This window comes from Allobosea sp. 10L417 (assembly GCF_056395485.1).
Genome location: NZ_JBFTJP010000001.1, coordinates 159855 through 177798, shown reverse-complemented (window position 1 = coordinate 177798; position 17944 = coordinate 159855). Strand labels below are relative to the sequence as shown.

Below are 17944 nucleotides of genomic sequence, written 5' to 3'. Positions count from 1 at the left end.
ATGCGGCCGGCTGGCGGCTGAGAGACCGTTTGAACGTTCGCCGAGCCCTCATCCTGAGGAGCCATTCCCTTGGGAATGGCGTCTCGAAGGATGCTCCAGGAGGCTCAGGAGACATCTGGACCATCCTTCGAGACGCCGCTTCGCGGCTCCTCAGGATGAGGGCTGGAGGTTCCTGACGGTCTCTCAACCCTTCGCCAGCAGCAGCGCTGCGGCGTCGAATTCGCGGCGGCGGACGGCGCGGCGCTCGGCTGCTTCCTCGTCCTGGCCCCAGACGGAGATCTGGTAGTCCTCGTCGAGATGGGCGGCCTCCCAGGCCGCTTCCGCATCGATCAGCCCATTGGCGAGGGCGAGCAGTATGATCGTGGAGCCCGTCAACGTCATGACGTTGTGTGCGCCCGCCAACGCGAGCGGGGCGGAGATCTTCTCGACTCGCTGAGCGACGGCGGCCAGCGTTTCGGGCGGCTGCTCGGCGAAGACGACGCCCTCGGCCAGAACGAAACGGGCGCCGATCAGAGCCTCGACGCTCTTCAGGACGGGCTGCCAGACGTCGTCGTAGCGCGCGACGAGCGCCTCGGGCTCGCCGGCGCGATAGCAGAGCGCGTCCGAAGCGGCGTAGCGCACGATCTCGGCGCGAACTGCTTCCTGCTGATCCTCCACGCCGTCCAGCGCCGAATTGACCAGACGCGTGAGCGGCATCTGCGCAGGGTCGATCCGCTCGGCCTGCCGCTCCCATTCGGCGGCGAGCGCCTCCGCGACATCGCGGGAGCCGACCGCCAGCGGCTTGCGCGCCGGAGTGCGGGCGGTCCGGCCGTCGAGGGCGACATGGAACAGTCCGTCGCGCTCCAGCACGCCGGCCTCCTTGTAGAAGCGGGCGGGCAGGGGATTGCGCATGGCCTGCTGGGCGGCCGCCACGGGATCGGGCTGGCTGGCGCCGGGCGAGCCGAAGCGGGCGAGGAAATCGTCAGTGGACATGGCGCTGCCATAGCGCATTCGCGCCTGGCATGAAACCGGGCTTCAGGCAGCGCGGACGCGCCCGAGGAACTGCGCCACCTCGGCATCGAGATGGGAAGACTGGAGCGAGAGCTGATCGGCTGATTGGGCGATATGGCTCGCGGCTTCATCGGTCTCGGCGGCGACGCGGCTGACGATATCGATATGGCCGGCGGCAGCGATCGTCTCATCGGCGGCCTGGCGAATGTTGTCGGCGATGCCTGCCGTCGCCACGTTCTGCTGTTCGACGACGACCGCGACCGTGCCGGAGATCTGGTTCAGCGAGCCGATGGTCGCGTTCATCGCGTCGATTGCCGCGACGGCCTCGTAGCCGGAACGATGGATCGCCTCGATCTGCCCCTGGATTTCTTCGGTCGCGCGCCAGGTCTGGTTCGCCAGGGACTTGATCTCCTGCGCCACGATGGCGAAGCCGCCGCCCGAGCGGCCGAGGCGCGCGGCCTCGATCGAAGCGTTGAGCGCCAGCAGGTTGGTGTGCTTGGCGATGGTCGAGATCACGATTGCGATGTTGCCGATCTCGTCGGCCTTGCGCGAGAGGTCGCCGACGGTGTGCAGAACGTCGCTGGCCTGCAGGGTCGCGGCGCCGACGATGCGAGCCGTTTCCGTGACCTGCCGGTCCACCTCCGCGAAGGACTGCGCCAGCTCGGCGGTGACCTGTGTGACTGCCACGACGTTGGACGAGGTCTGCCGCGAAGACTGCGAGGCTGCGGTCGAGCGCTGCGACACCTCGAGCGCGCCGTTCTTCATCTGCTGCGCAGCCGCGCGAAGAGACTGCACGGAGGCGATCACGTCGCGCGCGATGCGGGCGATCACGTGCTCGAAGTCATTCGCGACGCCGTTGAGGATGCGCTGCCTGTCGCTTGCCGCCCTGGCCGTGGTCTCGGCGACATCGCGGCGGGCTTCGTCGGCGACATCGCGGGCGGCGTCAGCCTGGCGGCGTTCGGTTTCCGAGATTTCGAGGGATTGCCGCAAGGACCAGACCAGCCAGCTCAGCGCTGCCGACTGCACGACGACGATCAGGCCGTGAAGCAGGACGCGGCCAATATCGTTGCCGTTCAGGAAGACGCCGGCCGGTTGCAGGAGGCTGAGGAGGAGATGATGGGTCGCGATTGCGATGGTGGCCGGGACGAAGACACGCCAGTCCAGCCAGCCGGCGAGCACGGCCAGCACGGCGAAGAAGTACATGTGCATGTCGGATTGATAGGGGTGCCCGGCAAAGGCGTAGACCAGCAGCATCACCTGGCCGAGCGTCGCGATACTGGTGATCTGCCTGGTGGCCCAATCCGTGCCACAGACACGCCAGGCCAGTGTGCCGAGCGCGGCCAGCCCCACGCCCGCCAGAACAAGAGACCGCCTGCTGATCAGAGGCTCGGCGAGCGGGGCGAGCGCCAAAAGGCACGCGTTGATCCACAGCAGGAGGAGGAGCAGACGGGCGAAATGCGCGCGGAACCGGGCGACGTCATTCATCGGCTGCTCCATGCGGCAGAGCCTATGCAGAGTCGGGCGAGGCCAGCGTCGATCACCAGCCACGCTCCGGCCTGATAGAGCGCGCCTACGAAATGGTCGTCTTCGCCGAGCGTCACGGTGACGGCGGAGGTCGTGTCGATCCGGATCAGGGTACCGCCGGCCGTGGCAATGGCGGCGGACATTTCGCGCGCCGAACTGCCGGCCGGGAAGAAGGCCGCGACGGGGCGGCCTTGCACTGGCCACGCCGCGATCAGGAAGGCACCTAACGCCGCGGCAATGCCGCAGACCAGGCCAAAGCCGATCTCCCGCATCCTGCCCCCCGAGCCTTCCGGCCTTGCAGGCTGAACCTATCGCTCAGGTTGCAGGAGCAGGCTTGCGATTTAGTAAATCGGCTACGGTTTGGAATGGGCGCGCCCGCGGCGGTCGCTTCGCGGCTCAGCCGCCGAACCGGTCGCACCAGGCCGGGCTGGCTCCGGCGAAGGGCAGCGCCGATGCGGCATACACGCCGCGGGCGACAGCGCGGGCCAGGACATCGGCTGCGGTGGCGCAGAGCTCGGTGAGAGCGAAAGCGTCGGATGGCGCGCCGCTACGACCCGTCGCCGCGGCGAAAACGATGTCCCCGTCGAGTGGGGCATGGGCAGGTCGCAGGGCGCGGGCAAGCCCGTCATGGGCTGCGAGCGCGAGCCGGCGGGCCTGGGCCTTGGTCAGCACGGCATCGGTCGCGACAAGGGCGATCGTCGTATTCTGGCCGGTGCCTCCCTTGAAGTGCAGGGCCGTGTCGCCGGGTGCGATCGTCGCCGGCCAGCCGAGCCCACCGAACTCGCCGTCACGCTCATAGGGCGCGGCCCAGAAATGCGGGCCGTCTCCGATCGTCGCGGTGCCGACGGCGTTGACCGCGACGAGGGCGCCGACGATCTGCCCGGTCGCGGCACGGGCGCTGGCCGAGCCTATGCCGCCCTTGAGGTTGGCCGTCGTCGCGCCGAAGCCCGCACCGGCGGTGCCCAGTGCGAAAGAGGTCGACGCGGCTGCAGCGGCCTTTGCGCCCAGCTTGCCATAGGGCGTCTCGCCGTCTCCACGCGCCCAAGGCTTCTCGCCGCCATTGGTGAGGTCGAACAGGATGGCCTGCGGCACGATCGGGACGCGGAAGGCGCCGACCGGGAACCCGCGCCCTTCCCGCGCCAGCCAGCCCATCACGCCGTCGGCAGCGCCAAGCCCCCAGGCGGAGCCACCGGAGAGCACGATCGCGTCGATATGCTCGACCGTCATCTCCGGGATGAGCAAGGCCGTCTCGCGGGTGCCGGGCGCACCGCCGAGCACGGCGGCGGAGGCCACCGTCGGGCGCTCGAAGATGACGGCCGTCACGCCGGTCGCCGCCTCAATGTCATCCGCATGGCCGACATGAAGGCCACGGACATCGGTGATAAGGTTTTGCATGGAACGTCCGATGGCGAACCGAAACGCGTCGCGCGCGTTGTCGCCACATTACGATCTTTTCATCTTGAAGCCATTGCCGGGTCAGACATCCGGAGGCAGGCTGACCGCATCGCCAATCGGCTTCGAGACCCGCTGAGCGACATACCGACCGGACTGCCTCAAGGGAGATTCCCATGAAATCCATCGCCCTCATCGCCGCTTCGTCGATTGCGATGCTCGCCGGCACCCTCGCATTCGCGCAGCCACAGCCGGTTCCTCCGGCAGGTGGCGATCAGAAGCAGCAGGAGCGTACCGACAGCCGCGACCAGCGCCGGCAGGATTGGCGCGAGCAACGCGCCGAGCGTGCCAAGGCGCGGCTTGACGAGCGGCTGGCGAAGGTGCGCGCGGATCTCAAGCTCAAGCCCGAGCAGACCCCGCTGTTCGACAAGGTGGAGGCACTCGTCAAGCGACGGAGCGAGCAGCGTGTCCAGCAAATGGCGGGGATGCGGGAGGAGCGCGAAAAGCTGCGCCATGCCGATCTGATGGAGCGCCTCGATGCAGCGGCCGCGCGGCAGAATGAGCGGGCGATGCGTTCCAAGGAACTCGCCGATACGCTCCGGCCGCTGTGGGTGACCCTAAGCGACGAGCAGAAGACCGTGCTGCGCCGCTCGGTGCGTGAGGCGATGGCGGAAGGACGCGAACGCCTCAGCGAGATGCGGGCCTGGCGCGGCGGCGGACAGCAGGACGAAGACTACCGCGGCCAGCGTCGCTGGCGCGACCGGGACGATCGCCGCGATCGTGGCGGCTATAACGACGACGAGTGAGCCGGGTTTGCGCGCTGCGTTTCTGTTCCGCGCTGGATGCTGACGACACCACGCCTCCGGCTTGCCGGAGGCGAACCTTCATGCGAAGCACCGCTGCCTGCCACGCGAGTCAGCGGCCATGCGCTTCATTCAGACCTTCGAACTCGCGCCTTTCCTGGACACGGTCGTCAGCCTGACGGCCGCTTTCGTGCTGGGCATGCTGATTGGCGCCGAGCGGCAATACCGGCAGCGCACTGCCGGCTTGCGCACGACCGTTCTCGTCGCGCTCGGGGCTGCGGCCTTCGTCGATCTCGGCATGCGCATCGAGGGAGCGTCCGGCGCCATCCGGGTCATCGCCTATGTCGTTTCGGGCATCGGTTTCCTGGGCGCGGGCGTGATCATGAAGGAGGGCACGAATGTTCGCGGCCTCAACACCGCGGCAACGCTTTGGGGCTCTGCCGCCGCAGGGGCCTGCGCCGGCGCGGACATGATCGCCGAAGCCGCGCTCGTCGCGGTCTTCGTCATCTTCGGCAACACGCTGCTGCGGCCACTCGTCAACGCGATCAACCGCATCCCGCTCAACGAGCGGGCGCTCGAGGCGACCTACGAAGTCGTTGTCACCGCGCGGACCCAGGCGCTCGCCGAGGTGCGCGAGACGCTCGTCGAATATCTCGAAGCCGCGCAATATCCGGTCAGCGACATTACGACGGTCGAGCGTGGCGAGGACTCGGTCGAGATCGTTGCCAAGCTGATCAGCACGGCGGTCGACCGGAAAGAACTCGATCAGGTCGTCGACAGGCTGGCACGCCTGCCGACTGTGAGCCATGCGACCTGGGAGAGCAGCACCGCCGACTGACCGGGGCTGTCATTGCAACCGGCCGTGTCGGGACGCTGCCGATCTTTGTTCAGGCGCTCAGCCGCCGACGGAGTCGGTCACGCATTTCTTGGTGAAGCTGGTCTTGGCGGCGCCGGCCAGCTTCTTGTCGGCCGCCTGCTTGTCGCAGGCCGAGGTCGCGTCCTTCTCGCATTTGGTCAGGAAGCTGGTCTTGGCAGCGCCTGCAAGCTTCTTGTCCGAAGCCTGGATATTGCAGCTTTGGGCATAGGCTAGGCTCGCGGAGCAGGACAGCGCGAGGGCAATCAACAAGGTTCTGGTCATGGCGAATCTCTCCGCGGTAGCGAGGACGATGATGACGCTACGGCATTAGGGCGGGAGTGAGAACGGATTTCACCGCTTCGCCCTGATTTTGCCGAACTTGCTAACATGCGGATCTGAAATGCGATTTCGCGATTTACCGTATCCCTTCAGATCGAATTCACGGCTTGCCGTTTACGTTTTGTCAGGAAACGCAATGCGAGAGGTTAGCCATGAAGCAGACGTGGTCAGCTTGGGCGATGCGAGCCTTCATCGGCTCCGTCTTTGTCGTGTGCCTTTTCGGGCCCTATGCGCTGTCGATCCTGATCGGCTGCATCGGGCTGGGCTGCTACTTCTTCCGCGATGAGGTCGGCTCGCATCTGTAAGCGACGCTTATCCGTCGCGGTGGCGCGGCCGTTCACAGGATGCGGCGCAGAGTGCAGGTCTTCGCCGTCCCGCCTCTGCCTTCCGAACCCCAGTTACAGCCGGAATGGCCCGGCATCCGATCATAGAGATGGATGACCGCACGCCGCTTGCGATCGAAGCGTCGGTTCGAGACATCATGGCCTCCGACGCGGACATTGCAGCAGAACGCTCTTCGGCCTGAGACGTCGATAGCGACGCTGGATAAGCGCAAACGGCGAGCCAGCCGAGAGCGCAGGCGGTCCGGGAACTGTGAGCCAGGGTATCGGAATTTCCGGGCAGTTGTCGCCTTCATGAGCATCGGTAAGCTTGGAGAACGCGTGCCGCGTGCGAATGCTCAGGGTTGGAGGAGTGCCAGGAGCTGCATTTTTTGCGACGACCTCGGCATGGGCGTATGGTGACTTGCGCAGCCTGCCGCTGTTGCAACGGAGGCGCGTTTGCTTTCTCCCGAGGGAGGGCGCCATGGGACGCAAGTTCATCGACTGCCGGGCGTTTCCGAGCGAGACGAAGTGCTCAATCGCGATCAGCGCCGATACTGAAGACGAGCTCCTGGAGGCGGCGGTGCAGCACGCTGTCGCCGTGCACAAGCATCAGGATACGCCCGAGCTACGCGACCAGATCAAGAGTGTCATGAAAGACGGCATGCCGTCCGAGCGGGCGCCAGAGCGCGCCGCTTGACGCGCCAAACGCGACGGCTCCGCTCGAACCCGAGAGGGCGAGGGGTCTGGCAGCGATGGCCATGGGGACCCGAGGGCCGCCGTCGGGGGCGAGGCAGATTGGCCGCAGAATCCCGCCGGGGCGCCTTGGGGGCGGGCCGCAGACGCGCCGCCGAGCCGAAGGAGGCGCCGGAAAACAATTGGGGGAGGGCAACATCTTGCCCTCCCCCAAGATATTCAGAGCAACGGATATTTCTACCCGTTCCGAACGGCTTAGCGCGAGTAGAACTCGATGACCAGGTTCGGTTCCATCTGCACCGCATAAGGCACGTCCGACAGCGTCGGGGTGCGGGCGAAGGTGGCGGTCGACTTGTTGTGGTCGGCGTCGATGTAGTCCGGAACGTCACGCTCGGCGAGGGTGGCCGACTCGATGACGATGGCGAGCTGGCGCGAGCTCTCCTTGACCGCGACGACGTCGCCCGGCTTGACCTGATAGGACGCGATGTTGACGCGCTTGCCGTTCACGGTGACGTGGCCGTGGTTGACGAACTGACGAGCCGCGAAGACGGTCGGCACGAACTTGGCGCGGTAGATCACCGCGTCGAGACGGCGCTCCAGCAGGCCGATCAGGTTCTCGCCCGAATCGCCCTTGAGGCGGATGGCCTCGGCGTAATAGCGGCGGAACTGCTTCTCGGAGATCGAGCCGTAGTAGCCCTTCAGCTTCTGCTTGGCGCGCAACTGCGTGCCGAAGTCGGACGGCTTGCCCTTGCGGCGCTGGCCGTGCTGGCCGGGGCCGTACTCGCGGCGGTTGACCGGGGACTTGGGACGGCCCCAGATGTTCTGACCGAGACGGCGGTCAATCTTGTACTTTGCCTCATGGCGCTTCGACATGTCGCGTGTCCTCTATGGTTCGCGAGTTTGAGGACCGCGCCCTCCTGCTCCCCCGCGAATTGGCCGGGGCGACAGATCCGGCTTCCGAAGGAAAGCGGATCACGGGTGCGGAAAAAGTCACGCGGCCCCGTGAGGAGCCGCGCGACGGAAGGGCATATGGCGCAAAGCCGGCTTCGAGTCAATTCCGGCAGGCCGGGAAGCCAAAGTCAGTATCAGTAGCCATGGTGGCGGTCATGCGGTGGCGATGCCCGCCAACGCATCTGCTTCGCCGCGATCCTCGCCACCGTAGGAAACGGATCGACGGAATCGGAGTTCGCTAGCTCGCCAGCGGCATGGGCTCGATCGCGACATGAGCGAGGCCATAGCCGGCAAGCGCGATGCGCAAGGGACCGCTCAGCCCGGCGCCCGACGTGAAGATGGCGGTGGCTTTCGGGCAGGGAACGTCGCCGACCGGGCCGAGCAACGCGACGACCCGGCGCGCGATCGCCGGAGCGGGATCGATCCATTCGACCGGCCAGGGCGCGAGCCGCTTCATCCGCTCGAGCAGAAGCGGGTAATGCGTGCAGGAGAGCGTGACCACGTCGGTGCGTCGGCCGTTCGTCTCGACAAAGCAGGGGGCGATCTCGGCGAGCAGAGCGTCGTCAGCGACGGATTCGCCCTTCAGCGCCTGCTCGGCCATGCCCGCGAGCCGCGTCGCGCCGACGAGCGTGACGTCGCAGCCGCCAGCATAGGTCTCGATCAACTCGCGGGTATAGACGCGCGCCACCGTGCCGGGGGTGGCGAGGACTGAGATCATCCCGCTTTTGGTTGCGACCGCAGCGGGCTTGATCGCGGGCACTGTGCCGACGAAGGGGATGGCGAAGCGCGCCCGCAGCGTCGGCAGGACCAGCGTCGAGGCCGTATTGCAGGCGATCACCACGAGGTCGGGATGACAGCGGGCGATGAGCCGCTCCATCACGGCGAGGATGCGGGCGACGAGCGCGTCCTCCGTGAGCCGGCCATAGGGGAAGCCGGCATCGTCGGCGGCGTAGACGATATGGGCGCCTGGGCAAGCCTGCGCCGTGCGCGACAGCACGGTGAGGCCGCCAAGCCCGGAATCGAAGACCAGGATGGTGGGTTGGGGGCGCGGGATCGCAAGGGGGCGGTATCCCGTTCCGGCGAGGAGATCGACCTGCATGTCAGCGCCGTGAGACGTCAAAGCTCGACTTCGCCAGAGACCGGTTAAGGGAGGGTCAATGCCGCGTTTCTGTCCCGTCTCGAATTTAGTCGACTCCGTCAACTAAATTCATTGGTCTCCGGTTGGAGGTGAGTCATGGACATCGGCGAGACCGAAGCCATCGCGGCGATCCGCAGGTTCAACCGCTTCCATGCTCTCTGGGTCGGCGGACTCGGAGGCAGCCTGCGTGGCTCCGGCATGCCGCTGACGGAAGCGCGGGTAATCTACGAGCTGGCGCAGCGCGACGATTGGCGGGCGGCGGAACTGGCCGGGGCTTTCGATCTCGACCCGGCCTATCTGTCGCGCATCCTGCAGCGCTTCGCGACGCGTGGATGGCTCGACCGCAGCCGCTCGTCGGTCGACGCGCGAGCTTGGCGCCTGCAATTGACCGATGAAGGCATAGCTGCCTTCGCAGCGATCGACCGCGCGTCGGATGCCCAGGCGCGGTCGATCCTGTCGCGGCTTCCGCTCCCCGAGCAGGCCGCGCTGGTTGATGCGCTCGCCACGGCGCAGCGCCTTCTTTCGGGGGAGCGGCAGACCCGTCCTCGTCCCATGATCCGCGAGCACCGGCCGGGCGATATCGGCTGGGTGATCGCGGCTCATGGGCGGCTCTATGCCGAAGAATATGGCTGGGATCAGAGCTTCGAGGCGCTCGTTGCCGAGATTGCCGCCAAATTCCTGCGCGACTTCAAGCCCGGCCGCGAGCGCTGTTTCATCGCCGAATTGGAAGGGGCCCCGGCCGGCTCCTCCTTCGTCGTCGAAGAGGACGAAGCGACCGCGAAGCTCAGGCTCGTGCTGGTCGAGAAGCGTGCGCAAGGGCTGGGGCTGGGCAAGGCGCTGGTGCGCGATGCCGTCGATTTCGCCCGCAATGCTGGCTATCGGCGGATGGTGCTCTGGACCAACGACATCCTCCATGCCGCCCGCGCGGTCTATGTCGCGGAGGGTTTCCGGCTGGTTGCGGAAGAGCGGCACCATTCCTTCGGTCAGGATCTCGTGGGGCAGAATTGGGAGCTGCTGCTCTCGCCCGAGGAGCCGTCAGGCCTTCAGCCGCGCGAGTGTCGCCGCTGCCGCCCGGCCGGCGAGCGTGGCCCCGCCCACGGTCATCGCGCCGCCGCCCGCAGTCGCCTCTCCTGCAATAAGGAGGCGCCCGCCAATGGGCTGGGCGAGGGCTTCCCGGGCCTTCTCGTGGCCGGGATCGCAGACCGAATAAGAACCGCGCGCGAACGGGTCGGTCCACCAGGCCGGGAAGGATACCGCCTTGACCGTTTTGCGGAATTCGGCGCCGACCATCTTCGCGAGGAGGTCGACGACATGGGCGCGCGCTTCTTCCGGGCCAGCCTCGGAGATCTTGCGCGCATAATCGCCGCCGCAATAGCCGATGACGATGTCCTTGCCGTCCGGGTACATGTCGAAATTCATCATGCGCTCGGGTGCGCCGGTCTCAAGCAGGCTCGCACCCGGCGTGAGGCCGAAGCGATCGCCCTCAACCTTGAGCGCGATCTTGGTCAGCGCTCCCATGTGCAGCCCTGCGAGAGCGTCACGGGTGGCTGTCGGAAGGTCCGGGGTAAACCGGATGGCGCCTGACTTGAGCACGCCGACCGGCACGGTGAGAATGCAGGCATTGGCGCGGATGTCGCCCGAAGGCGTGGAAACCGTCACGGCCGATCCATCCCAGCGGATAGCCTCGACCGTCTGATTGAGGCGAATATCGAGGCCTGCGGCGGAGCGCGTGACGAGATTGCCGTAGCCTGAGGGGACGACGAGATCGTCGCCGGCCCAAAGACGCTGATAGTCGCGCGCTGAAATCCGGCTTGATTCCTCTCCGATCGAGAGCAGCAAACCCGACGCTGCGACGGGGGCGCTGTCGGGGCCGAGATCGCCGAGCAATTCTGCGATCGACATGTCGCGACCAGTGAGATCCACCGTCTCGAGCCGCCTGTCGATCTGGTTGAAGGCATCGCGCCGGCGTCGACGATCGGCGTCGGCCATGGGGCGCCCGTCGGTAAAGACCCGGAAACCGCCACCCTGGGGTTCCGATGCGGTCTCGATGCCGAGATCGCGGGCGATCTGGACCCATGGGTTGCGCTCTGCCCAATGGATGAACATCGCGCCCGCGTCGTATGTCGCGCCGAGGGAAGCATCGGTGAAGGCGCGCCCGCCGATGCGGCCGCGAGCCTCCAGCACGATCGGCTTGCGGCCGGCTGCGCGCAAGGTCTGGGCTGCGGCGATGCCTGCCGCTCCGGCACCGACGACGACGACATCGGCATCGGTCGCGGCGAAGGAGCGCCCCACGACGGAGAATGCGGTGACCATGGCGCTGCCCCCAGTCAGCAGCCTGCGGCGGGTCATTCTGGCATGACGCGGATTCATGACACGACAATGCTTGCCGCCGACGACGTTGCAATGGCGGAGACGGCGACGAGGCGGGTTCGACGATCACGACATCGGGAGCAAAGCTCTGCTGCAAGAATGGTCGTGTAATTCTACATTAGAATAGTTCTTTTTTGGAACGAATCCATTGTTTATGCGAATGTTGTTCGGCAATTGACAGTATACGATTCGATCAATATCGGTCCGGAACCTTATATTATCGTATAGGGTCTTCTTTATACTCATTTTAAATTGCCGTTCAGGGCCGAAGGCCCGTGCGGCAAGGACGGGATACGGGCGATGGGGAATCTTTCCGGCCGGCTTCGCGACAGCGTGGCGCTTGGAAGCCTGGCATTGGCGCTTTTTGCTTCGACTGCCGAAGCGCAACAGCGGAACCAGCAGGCGGCGCCTGCACCAAGCTCGGTCGGCGAGGCGCCGGTCGTGCTGGATCAGATCAATGTGCAGGGAGAGGGCGTGCCGGGCGGTGCGCTGGTGAGCGGGCCGACGACGACGCGCGTCACGCGCCAGGAACTCGACCGCGAGCAGATCCAGAGCCTGACGGACCTGTCGAATCGCGTCGAGGCGGGCATCACCTTGAACCGCCAGACCAACTCGCTCAATATCCGCGGCCTCGATGGCGCGCGCGTACTGACGACAATCGATGGCATCCGCCAGCCCTTCCTCATCGATACCCGCGTCAATCGCGGCGCCCAGAACGCCTTCGATTTCGATTCACTGTCGACGCTCGATCTGCTGCGCGGCGGCAGCGGGGCCAGCACGCTCGGCAGCGGTGCGCTCGGCGGCGCGCTTGCGGTGCGCACGCTCGACCCGGAAGACCTGCTGCGCGATGGCCGCTCCTACGGCGCGCTCGCCAAGACCGGCTATGACAGCACCGACCGCGCCTGGTTCGGCAGCGCGGCAGCGGCCGCCAGGACGGGGAATACCTCCATGCTGCTGCAGGGCGGCTTCCGCAACGGGCACGAGACCGACAACAGGGGCGACAACAAGACGATCGGTGCAGCGCGCACGGCGCCCAACCCGGCCGACTTCAACCAGTACAACTTGCTCGGCAAGATCTATCAGGATGTCGGCGAGCACCGTTTCGGTATCCAGGGCGAGTTCTTCAAGCGCGCCGACCGGGTGCAGACCCGTACGAACACCGTTTCGCTGACCGGGAATTTCCGCCCCGGCTCCTATGAGACCGGCGAGGATGTCGAGCGCAACCGCGTTTCGCTGAGCTACGACTACAAGATGCCGGGCTCGTTCTTCGACGAGGCCCATGCCGTCGCCTATTGGCAGCGCCTGAAGCGCAACGACCTCGTCAACGCCTGGCGCTACACCAGCATCGTCGGTCCCTATGCGCGCGACAACGAGAACGAGGAGAACGCCTACGGCTTCAACGGCCACGTGATCAAGAACTTCCAGACCGGCGCGCTGACGCACCGCCTGCTGCTCGGCACCGAACTGCGGATGTCCTCGCTCGAGCAATTCTCGTCGGGTGTCGACAACTGCCCGGCCAGACCGGCCTCCGGCCTCTTCACCGCGCCGTACACCACCTGCAACAACCTGCACACCAACCAGGCCGACCAGCCGAAGGTCGACGGCAAGCTCCTCGGCATCTACGCGCATGACGAGATCGGCATGCTCGACAACCGGCTGCGCATCACGCCCGGCGTCCGGTTCGACTGGTATGAGGAAGAGCCGCAGAACACCCCGGCCTATTTCGCAGGCGGGTCACGGCCGACGAGCCTGCCGCGGTCTTCCAGCGACACTGGCTGGTCGCCGCGCATTCGCCTCGAATACGACGTTCTCAAGAACGCTCCGTGGGTGAAGGACGTGACCTTCTTTGCCCAGTGGGCCAAGACTTTCCGCGCCCCGACTGCGAACGAACTCTATGGCCGCTTCGGCGGGCCTGGGACCTATCTGCGCGTCGGCAATCCGGACCTGCGTCCGGAAGAGGGCAACGGCATCGATGTCGGCTTCCGCTTCGGCGATAAGCAGGTCGGCGGCTCGGTCACCTATTTCTACACGAAGTATCACAACTTCATCGAGCAGCAGCAGATCGCCCCGCCGGACGCGATCTACCCGCAAGGCGGCATCACGAGCTTCCGGAACATTCCGCGCGCCGAGATTCAGGGCGTGGAAATCAACGGGCGCTATGCCTTCACGGAGAACTGGCTGGTGCGCGGCTCCTTCGCTTACACCCGCGGCGTGAACCAGACCGACAATACCTACCTGAACTCGATCCCGCCGGTGCAGGGCATCCTCGCCATTGCCTATGGTACGGATGCGTGGGGTGCGGAGGTCTCGACCAAACTCGCAGGCAAGCGCGATAACGTGGCGGCAACGACCGGCTCCAATCAGGGCTTCCGGGCGCCCGGCTACGCGATCTTCAATGCGTCGGCGTGGTGGCGCCCGATGCCGCAGATCGCAGACCTTGAATTGCAGATCGGCGTCTATAATATCTTTGATCGCAAGTACTGGGATGCGGTCAACGTTCCTACCGGAGTGCTGGCACAGGCTCGCGATTACTATACCGAGCCGGGCCGCACCGTGAAGGCGACGTTGAAGTATCAATTCTGACCGGGTGTTTCGAGACCCCCCGACCAGACGAGCCGGCCCTTCGGGGCCGGCTTTTTTCTTGAGCGGCTTCCAGCTGCGCCGTCATTCTTGGGCGAAGCGAAGCTTCGACCCGAGAAACTCTTGCAGGAAAGGGCGCTTTCTCGTTCTGAGATGCTCGGGTCAAGCCCGAGCATGACGGCGGAGGTCAATCTTCGGCCTGGCTCGCCTCGTCGGCCTGCCGCGCCAGCAGGCGCGCTTTCTTGGGGCCTTCGACGAGTGACTTGAAGACACCGCGCAGCGTGCGAGCCTCCTGCTCGGTCATGTCGAGCCGGTGCAGGACGTCGCGGAGGTTGGCGGTCATCACCGGCTTCTTGCCGGGCGGGAAGAAGCCGCAGAGATCGAGCTCGGCTTCAAGATAGTCGAACATCGACAGGATCATCTCGCGCTTCGCCGGCGGCGAGGGGTTGTTCTCGCGGAAGGGCGGCTCGCCATTGGTCGTCTTGAACCATTCATAGCCGTTGAGCAGCACGGCCTGGGCGAGGTTGAGCGAGGCGAAGGCCGGATTGACCGGGAAGGTCAGGATCGCATCGGCAAGGCTGATCTCCTCATTGGTCAGGCCGATGCGCTCGCGCCCGAACAGGATGCCGACGCGTTCACCGGAGCCGATGCGGCCCGCGACTTCCGGCATCGCCTCGGCCGGCGTCAGCACGCGCTTCATCTGGCCGCGCTCGCGGGCCGTCGTCGCCAGCACATGGTTGAGATCGGCGATCGCTTCGGCCGCGCTGGCATAGAGCCGGGCGTTCTCAAGGATATGCGTTGCGCCGGAGGCAGCCGCAGTCGCGCCCTTTTTGAGGCCGCCGCCGCTGGGCCAGCCGTCGCGCGGAGCGACGAGGCGCATCTCGGATAGGCCGAAATTCGCCATGGCGCGGGCGCACATGCCGATGTTCTCGGCGAGTTGCGGCTCGACCAGGATGACGATGGGGGCGGCCGCCTGGACGGACGGGCGGGTGCGGTCTGTGCCGGAACCGGTCATGGGAGAAATGAAATCTTGTTTTCGCGATGAGTCTTGATCACGCCCGCGATGGCCGGGCGTGATGGGCAAGCTCATACGTCATGCTCGCCTCTGTGGCGAGCATCCACGTTTTGAAGACGAATTGCGACAAGTGAAGACGTGGATGGCCGGGACGAGCCCGACCATGACGAGGCTCGGAGCGTTCAGCCCGCCGCCTGCTCCACCGCGCGCAGCACGCGCTGGGTGTTGCCGCTGGCTAGCTTGGCGAGGTTCTCCTCGGACCAACCGCGGCGGATCAGCTCCGCGATCACAGACGGAAAGGTGGTGGTATCCTCGAGCCCGTTCGGATTGACCCAGCCGAAGAAATCCGAGCCGATGCCGACATGGTCGTGGCCGATGCGCCTGGCGAGATATTCGACATGGTCGCAGTACTCGGGCAGCGTCGCCGTCGGGCGCGGGCCGGACTTGGCGACGATCTCCGCCTCGACCTTTGCATAATCCATGCTCTCGGGCGTCTTGCCATACTGGTCCTTGGCCGGGCGATGCCAGTCGCGCGAGGCCTGGCTGATGAAGTCCGGCACGAAGGTCGCCATCACGACGCCGCCATTGCCGGCGACGCGGTCGAGCACGTCGTCGGGGACATTGCGCGGGTGGTCGCAGAGCGTGAAGGCGTTGGAATGCGACCAGACAACGGGTGCGCGGGAGATGTCGAGCGCGTCATGCATCACCTTCGGCGCGACATGGGCGAGGTCGATCACCATGCCCAGCCGGTTCATCCGGCGCAGGACATCCTTGCCGAAATCGGTGAGGCCGTTGTGGCGCGGCGCGTCGGTGGCGGAGTCGCACCAGTCGGTGGTGTCGTTGTGGCAGAGCGTCATCAGTCGCACACCGAGATCATAGTAGGCGTCGAGCGCATCGAGCTCATTGTCGAGCGCCGTGCCGTTCTCGATCGTCATGAACAGGGCGATGCGGCCCTCCGCCTTGGCGGCCTCGACATCGGCTGCGGAAAGGCCGGGACGGAATGCGTCGGCATGGCGCTTCAGGATGTCGCGCATCAGCGCGATCTGGGCCAGCGCGAAGCCGGCGGGCTTGGCCTGCTTCGGCGGGACATAGGCCGCGAAGAACTGCGCCGCCATCTTGCCGGCCTGCATGCGCGGGATGTCGGTGTCGCCCTCGGCATGGACCTTGTCGAGGCCGTAGGTGGCGACGTCGCCCCTGGCCCTGGCATCCTTGCGAATGACGTAGGGCAGGTCGTTATGGCCATCGATCAGCGGCACGCGATCGAGCAGGGCGAGCGCGGCGGCGTAGGCATTGTCCTGGACGGGTGGTTTGGCGAGGGCCATGGCGAGGTCTCGGTCAGGAATCGGGAGGCGGATCGTGGCAGGGAGCGCGCCGGCAGGCGAGGGGGCCTGGCGCAGGGCTGACCGTCTTCCCGCGTCATGCTCGGGCTTGACCCGAGCATCTCATGCCGACGGGGCGCCTCAATCGGCTGGAGGTTCTCGGGTCCGCGCGGACGCGGCCCGAGAATGACGGCGCTGCTTAGACGAAACGCGACGGCGCGAAGGGCGTCGGATCCACGAAGACCTTTTGACCGCTGACCATCTCGGCGACCATGCGGCCGGTGACGGCGGCGAGCGTCAGGCCGTGATGAGCGTGGCCGAAGGAGAACCACAGGCCCTTGTGCTTCGGAGCCGGGCCGATGATCGGCATCATGTCCGGGGTGCAGGGCCGGCGGCCGAGCCAGGGCTCGGCATCAACGCGCTCGCCGAGCGGGAAGAGCGCCTTGGCGATCGGCTCGGCCCGTGCGAGCTGCACCGGGGTCTTGGGCGCGTCGCGATCGGCGAACTCGGCGCCCGTGGTCAGGCGGATGCCCTGTAGCATCGGCGCAAGGAAATAACCACGCTCGGTGTCGAGCACCGGATGGTTGAGCACGGCGTTGCCCTGCGGTTTGTAATGCATGTGGTAGCCGCGCTTGACCGCGAGCGGCAGATGGTAGCCGAGCTTTCTGGTCAGCACATCGGCCCAGGGGCCGAGCGCCACGACGACGTCCCTGGCCTCGGCCTTGGTGCCGTCGGCGAGGGTGACGCTCCAACCGGCGCCGCTCTGCGCCAGCGTTGCGGCATCGCCGATGGCGAGCTTGCCGCCGAGCTTCTCGAAGAGCGCGACATAGGCCTTGGACAGGCCGAGCGGATCGACGACCGTAACCGGATCGGTCCAGTGCAGGCCGCCGATCAGGCTGGCATGGTCGAGATGCGGCTCCTCGGCCTTGAGCGTGGCCATGTCGAGGGCGCGGTAGTTCACGCCGAATTCGCGCTTCCAGCGGGCGGCCTCGGCGAGGCGCTCCTCGCGCTCACGCTCGGTGCGGAACACCTTCATCCAGCCCTTGCGGCGCAGAAGCTCGGTCGCGCCGGCTTCCTGTGCGAGCGCATCATGCTCGGTGACGCAGTGCTCGATCAGCTTCTCGTATTTGTGGGCGATCGCTTCGTGATGAGAGGCGCGCGAATGCATCCAGTAGGAGAGCAGGAACGGGGCGAGCTTCGGGAGCGCGCTCCAATGATAGGACGCATCGATTGTATTGTTCATCGCGTAACGGATGAGCGCGCCGAAATCATGCGGGAAGCCGTAGGGGTAGACACCCTCGCGCTGGATCAGGCCGGCATTCCCGTAGCTGGTCTCTTCGCCCGGTCCGCGCCGGTCGACGAGCAGGGTGGAGCGGCCGGCCTTTTGCAGGTGAAGCGCGACCGAAATGCCGACGATGCCGGCGCCGAGAACGATCGTATCCACCTTCATGATCTACTCCTGCCAACCCCTTTTCCCGCAAAATACCGGTTTGCACCGACTTGTCAGCGTTGCGACCGAATTTTGCGCAGGATCGCGGAATCTTTCGCAGGGTCTGCGTCATCTTCGCCAATTTGGCCTTGGTCACTAGAAATACGGGCAGGATGGCACAATTTTATGCCGGCGCAGGACCGCTCCGCTCGGCGCGCAGGT

16 protein-coding genes and 1 pseudogene are annotated in these 17944 nt (G+C 66.0%); 6 read left to right on the top strand and 11 right to left on the bottom strand.

All coding sequences use genetic code 11. The features are described 5' to 3' along the window. Window positions 1-183: 183 nt before the first annotated feature. From AC1DE3_RS00890 to AC1DE3_RS00875, 4 genes are all read right to left on the bottom strand, one after another. Window positions 184-972 carry an ATP12 family chaperone protein gene (locus tag AC1DE3_RS00890; protein WP_476779212.1) on the bottom strand — a complete coding sequence of 263 codons (789 nt, stop codon included), beginning with the start codon at window positions 970-972 and terminating at the stop codon, window positions 184-186. A gap of 42 nt (window positions 973-1014) precedes the next feature. Then, entirely contained in the window at window positions 1015-2475 is a 1461-nt protein-coding gene (locus tag AC1DE3_RS00885; RefSeq protein WP_476779213.1) for a methyl-accepting chemotaxis protein, read from the bottom strand. Beyond that, window positions 2472-2786, bottom strand: coding sequence for a hypothetical protein (locus AC1DE3_RS00880; protein WP_476851908.1), 315 nt, complete (start codon window positions 2784-2786; stop codon window positions 2472-2474). Before AC1DE3_RS00880 ends, AC1DE3_RS00885 begins: the two co-directional genes overlap by 4 nt. Window positions 2787-2910: 124 nt before the next feature. Beyond that, window positions 2911-3909, bottom strand: coding sequence for a P1 family peptidase (locus AC1DE3_RS00875; RefSeq protein ID WP_476779215.1), 999 nt, complete (start codon window positions 3907-3909; stop codon window positions 2911-2913). Window positions 3910-4082: 173 nt separating this feature from the next. On the opposite strand from AC1DE3_RS00875, the gene AC1DE3_RS00870 reads away from it, so the two are divergent. Beyond that, window positions 4083-4712 (top strand): hypothetical protein, encoded by a 630-nt coding sequence (locus AC1DE3_RS00870; protein ID WP_476779216.1) that lies wholly within the window; start codon window positions 4083-4085, stop codon window positions 4710-4712. Between the two features lie 118 nt (window positions 4713-4830). Further along, complete coding sequence (locus AC1DE3_RS00865; protein ID WP_441513006.1) at window positions 4831-5547, top strand: MgtC/SapB family protein; 717 nt, start codon at window positions 4831-4833, stop codon at window positions 5545-5547. A gap of 57 nt (window positions 5548-5604) precedes the next feature. Here AC1DE3_RS00865 and AC1DE3_RS00860 read toward each other — a convergent pair whose 3' ends face one another. Next, window positions 5605-5847 (bottom strand): hypothetical protein, encoded by a 243-nt coding sequence (locus AC1DE3_RS00860; protein ID WP_476779217.1) that lies wholly within the window; start codon window positions 5845-5847, stop codon window positions 5605-5607. 209 nt (window positions 5848-6056) lie between these two features. On the opposite strand from AC1DE3_RS00860, the gene AC1DE3_RS00855 reads away from it, so the two are divergent. After that, a complete protein-coding gene (locus AC1DE3_RS00855) occupies window positions 6057-6209 on the top strand; it encodes a hypothetical protein (RefSeq protein ID WP_441513004.1) in 153 nt (50 codons plus the stop codon). A gap of 499 nt (window positions 6210-6708) precedes the next feature. Beyond that, window positions 6709-6924, top strand: coding sequence for a DUF1059 domain-containing protein (locus tag AC1DE3_RS00850; protein WP_441513003.1), 216 nt, complete (start codon window positions 6709-6711; stop codon window positions 6922-6924). Window positions 6925-7175: 251 nt separating this feature from the next. Here the strand turns inward: AC1DE3_RS00850 and rpsD are convergent, their stop codons facing one another. Both rpsD and murI read right to left on the bottom strand, forming a co-directional pair. Further along, a complete protein-coding gene (gene rpsD / locus AC1DE3_RS00845) occupies window positions 7176-7793 on the bottom strand; it encodes a 30S ribosomal protein S4 (RefSeq protein ID WP_441513002.1) in 618 nt (205 codons plus the stop codon). 316 nt (window positions 7794-8109) lie between these two features. After that, complete coding sequence (gene murI, locus AC1DE3_RS00840) at window positions 8110-8970, bottom strand: glutamate racemase (protein WP_476779218.1); 861 nt, start codon at window positions 8968-8970, stop codon at window positions 8110-8112. Between the two features lie 135 nt (window positions 8971-9105). Here murI and AC1DE3_RS00835 point away from each other — a divergent pair. Further along, a pseudogene (locus AC1DE3_RS00835) lies at window positions 9106-9918 on the top strand (bifunctional helix-turn-helix transcriptional regulator/GNAT family N-acetyltransferase); the annotation flags it as partial. A 126-nt stretch (window positions 9919-10044) separates the two neighbouring features. On the opposite strand, the gene AC1DE3_RS00830 reads toward AC1DE3_RS00835, so the two are convergent. Then, entirely contained in the window at window positions 10045-11322 is a 1278-nt protein-coding gene (locus AC1DE3_RS00830) for a flavin monoamine oxidase family protein (protein WP_476851907.1), read from the bottom strand. 357 nt (window positions 11323-11679) lie between these two features. Between AC1DE3_RS00830 and AC1DE3_RS00825 the strand changes: the two genes are divergently transcribed. Next, a complete protein-coding gene (locus tag AC1DE3_RS00825) occupies window positions 11680-13962 on the top strand; it encodes a TonB-dependent hemoglobin/transferrin/lactoferrin family receptor (protein WP_476779220.1) in 2283 nt (760 codons plus the stop codon). Between the two features lie 184 nt (window positions 13963-14146). On the opposite strand, the gene AC1DE3_RS00820 is transcribed toward AC1DE3_RS00825, so the two are convergent. The 3 genes from AC1DE3_RS00820 to AC1DE3_RS00810 all read right to left on the bottom strand — a co-directional run bounded on the left by AC1DE3_RS00820 (window position 14147) and on the right by AC1DE3_RS00810 (window position 17743). Beyond that, window positions 14147-14974: an RNA methyltransferase gene (locus AC1DE3_RS00820; protein WP_476779221.1), complete on the bottom strand. Its 828-nt coding sequence runs from the start codon at window positions 14972-14974 to the stop codon at window positions 14147-14149. A 182-nt stretch (window positions 14975-15156) separates the two neighbouring features. Next, window positions 15157-16296 (bottom strand): dipeptidase, encoded by a 1140-nt coding sequence (locus AC1DE3_RS00815; protein WP_476779222.1) that lies wholly within the window; start codon window positions 16294-16296, stop codon window positions 15157-15159. 196 nt (window positions 16297-16492) lie between these two features. Then, a complete protein-coding gene (locus AC1DE3_RS00810; protein ID WP_476779223.1) occupies window positions 16493-17743 on the bottom strand; it encodes an NAD(P)/FAD-dependent oxidoreductase in 1251 nt (416 codons plus the stop codon). Window positions 17744-17944 lie beyond the last annotated feature (201 nt).

Excerpts from the sequence above, each read along its gene's own strand:
- AC1DE3_RS00855 (WP_441513004.1), top strand. The coding sequence starts at position 6,057 with ATGAAGCAGACGTGGTCAGCTTGGGCGATGCGAGCCTTCATCGGCTCC.
- AC1DE3_RS00890 (WP_476779212.1), bottom strand. The coding sequence starts at position 972 with ATGTCCACTGACGATTTCCTCGCCCGCTTCGGCTCGCCCGGCGCCAGC.
- AC1DE3_RS00885 (WP_476779213.1), bottom strand. The coding sequence starts at position 2,475 with ATGAATGACGTCGCCCGGTTCCGCGCGCATTTCGCCCGTCTGCTCCTC.
- AC1DE3_RS00825 (WP_476779220.1), top strand. The coding sequence starts at position 11,680 with ATGGGGAATCTTTCCGGCCGGCTTCGCGACAGCGTGGCGCTTGGAAGC.
- AC1DE3_RS00830 (WP_476851907.1), bottom strand. The coding sequence starts at position 11,322 with ATGGTCACCGCATTCTCCGTCGTGGGGCGCTCCTTCGCCGCGACCGAT.
- AC1DE3_RS00860 (WP_476779217.1), bottom strand. The coding sequence starts at position 5,847 with ATGACCAGAACCTTGTTGATTGCCCTCGCGCTGTCCTGCTCCGCGAGC.
- AC1DE3_RS00865 (WP_441513006.1), top strand. The coding sequence starts at position 4,831 with ATGCGCTTCATTCAGACCTTCGAACTCGCGCCTTTCCTGGACACGGTC.
- AC1DE3_RS00880 (WP_476851908.1), bottom strand. The coding sequence starts at position 2,786 with ATGCGGGAGATCGGCTTTGGCCTGGTCTGCGGCATTGCCGCGGCGTTA.
- AC1DE3_RS00850 (WP_441513003.1), top strand. The coding sequence starts at position 6,709 with ATGGGACGCAAGTTCATCGACTGCCGGGCGTTTCCGAGCGAGACGAAG.
- murI (WP_476779218.1), bottom strand. The coding sequence starts at position 8,970 with ATGCAGGTCGATCTCCTCGCCGGAACGGGATACCGCCCCCTTGCGATC.
- AC1DE3_RS00820 (WP_476779221.1), bottom strand. The coding sequence starts at position 14,974 with ATGACCGGTTCCGGCACAGACCGCACCCGCCCGTCCGTCCAGGCGGCC.
- AC1DE3_RS00870 (WP_476779216.1), top strand. The coding sequence starts at position 4,083 with ATGAAATCCATCGCCCTCATCGCCGCTTCGTCGATTGCGATGCTCGCC.
- rpsD (WP_441513002.1), bottom strand. The coding sequence starts at position 7,793 with ATGTCGAAGCGCCATGAGGCAAAGTACAAGATTGACCGCCGTCTCGGT.
- AC1DE3_RS00810 (WP_476779223.1), bottom strand. The coding sequence starts at position 17,743 with ATGAAGGTGGATACGATCGTTCTCGGCGCCGGCATCGTCGGCATTTCG.
- AC1DE3_RS00815 (WP_476779222.1), bottom strand. The coding sequence starts at position 16,296 with ATGGCCCTCGCCAAACCACCCGTCCAGGACAATGCCTACGCCGCCGCG.
- AC1DE3_RS00875 (WP_476779215.1), bottom strand. The coding sequence starts at position 3,909 with ATGCAAAACCTTATCACCGATGTCCGTGGCCTTCATGTCGGCCATGCG.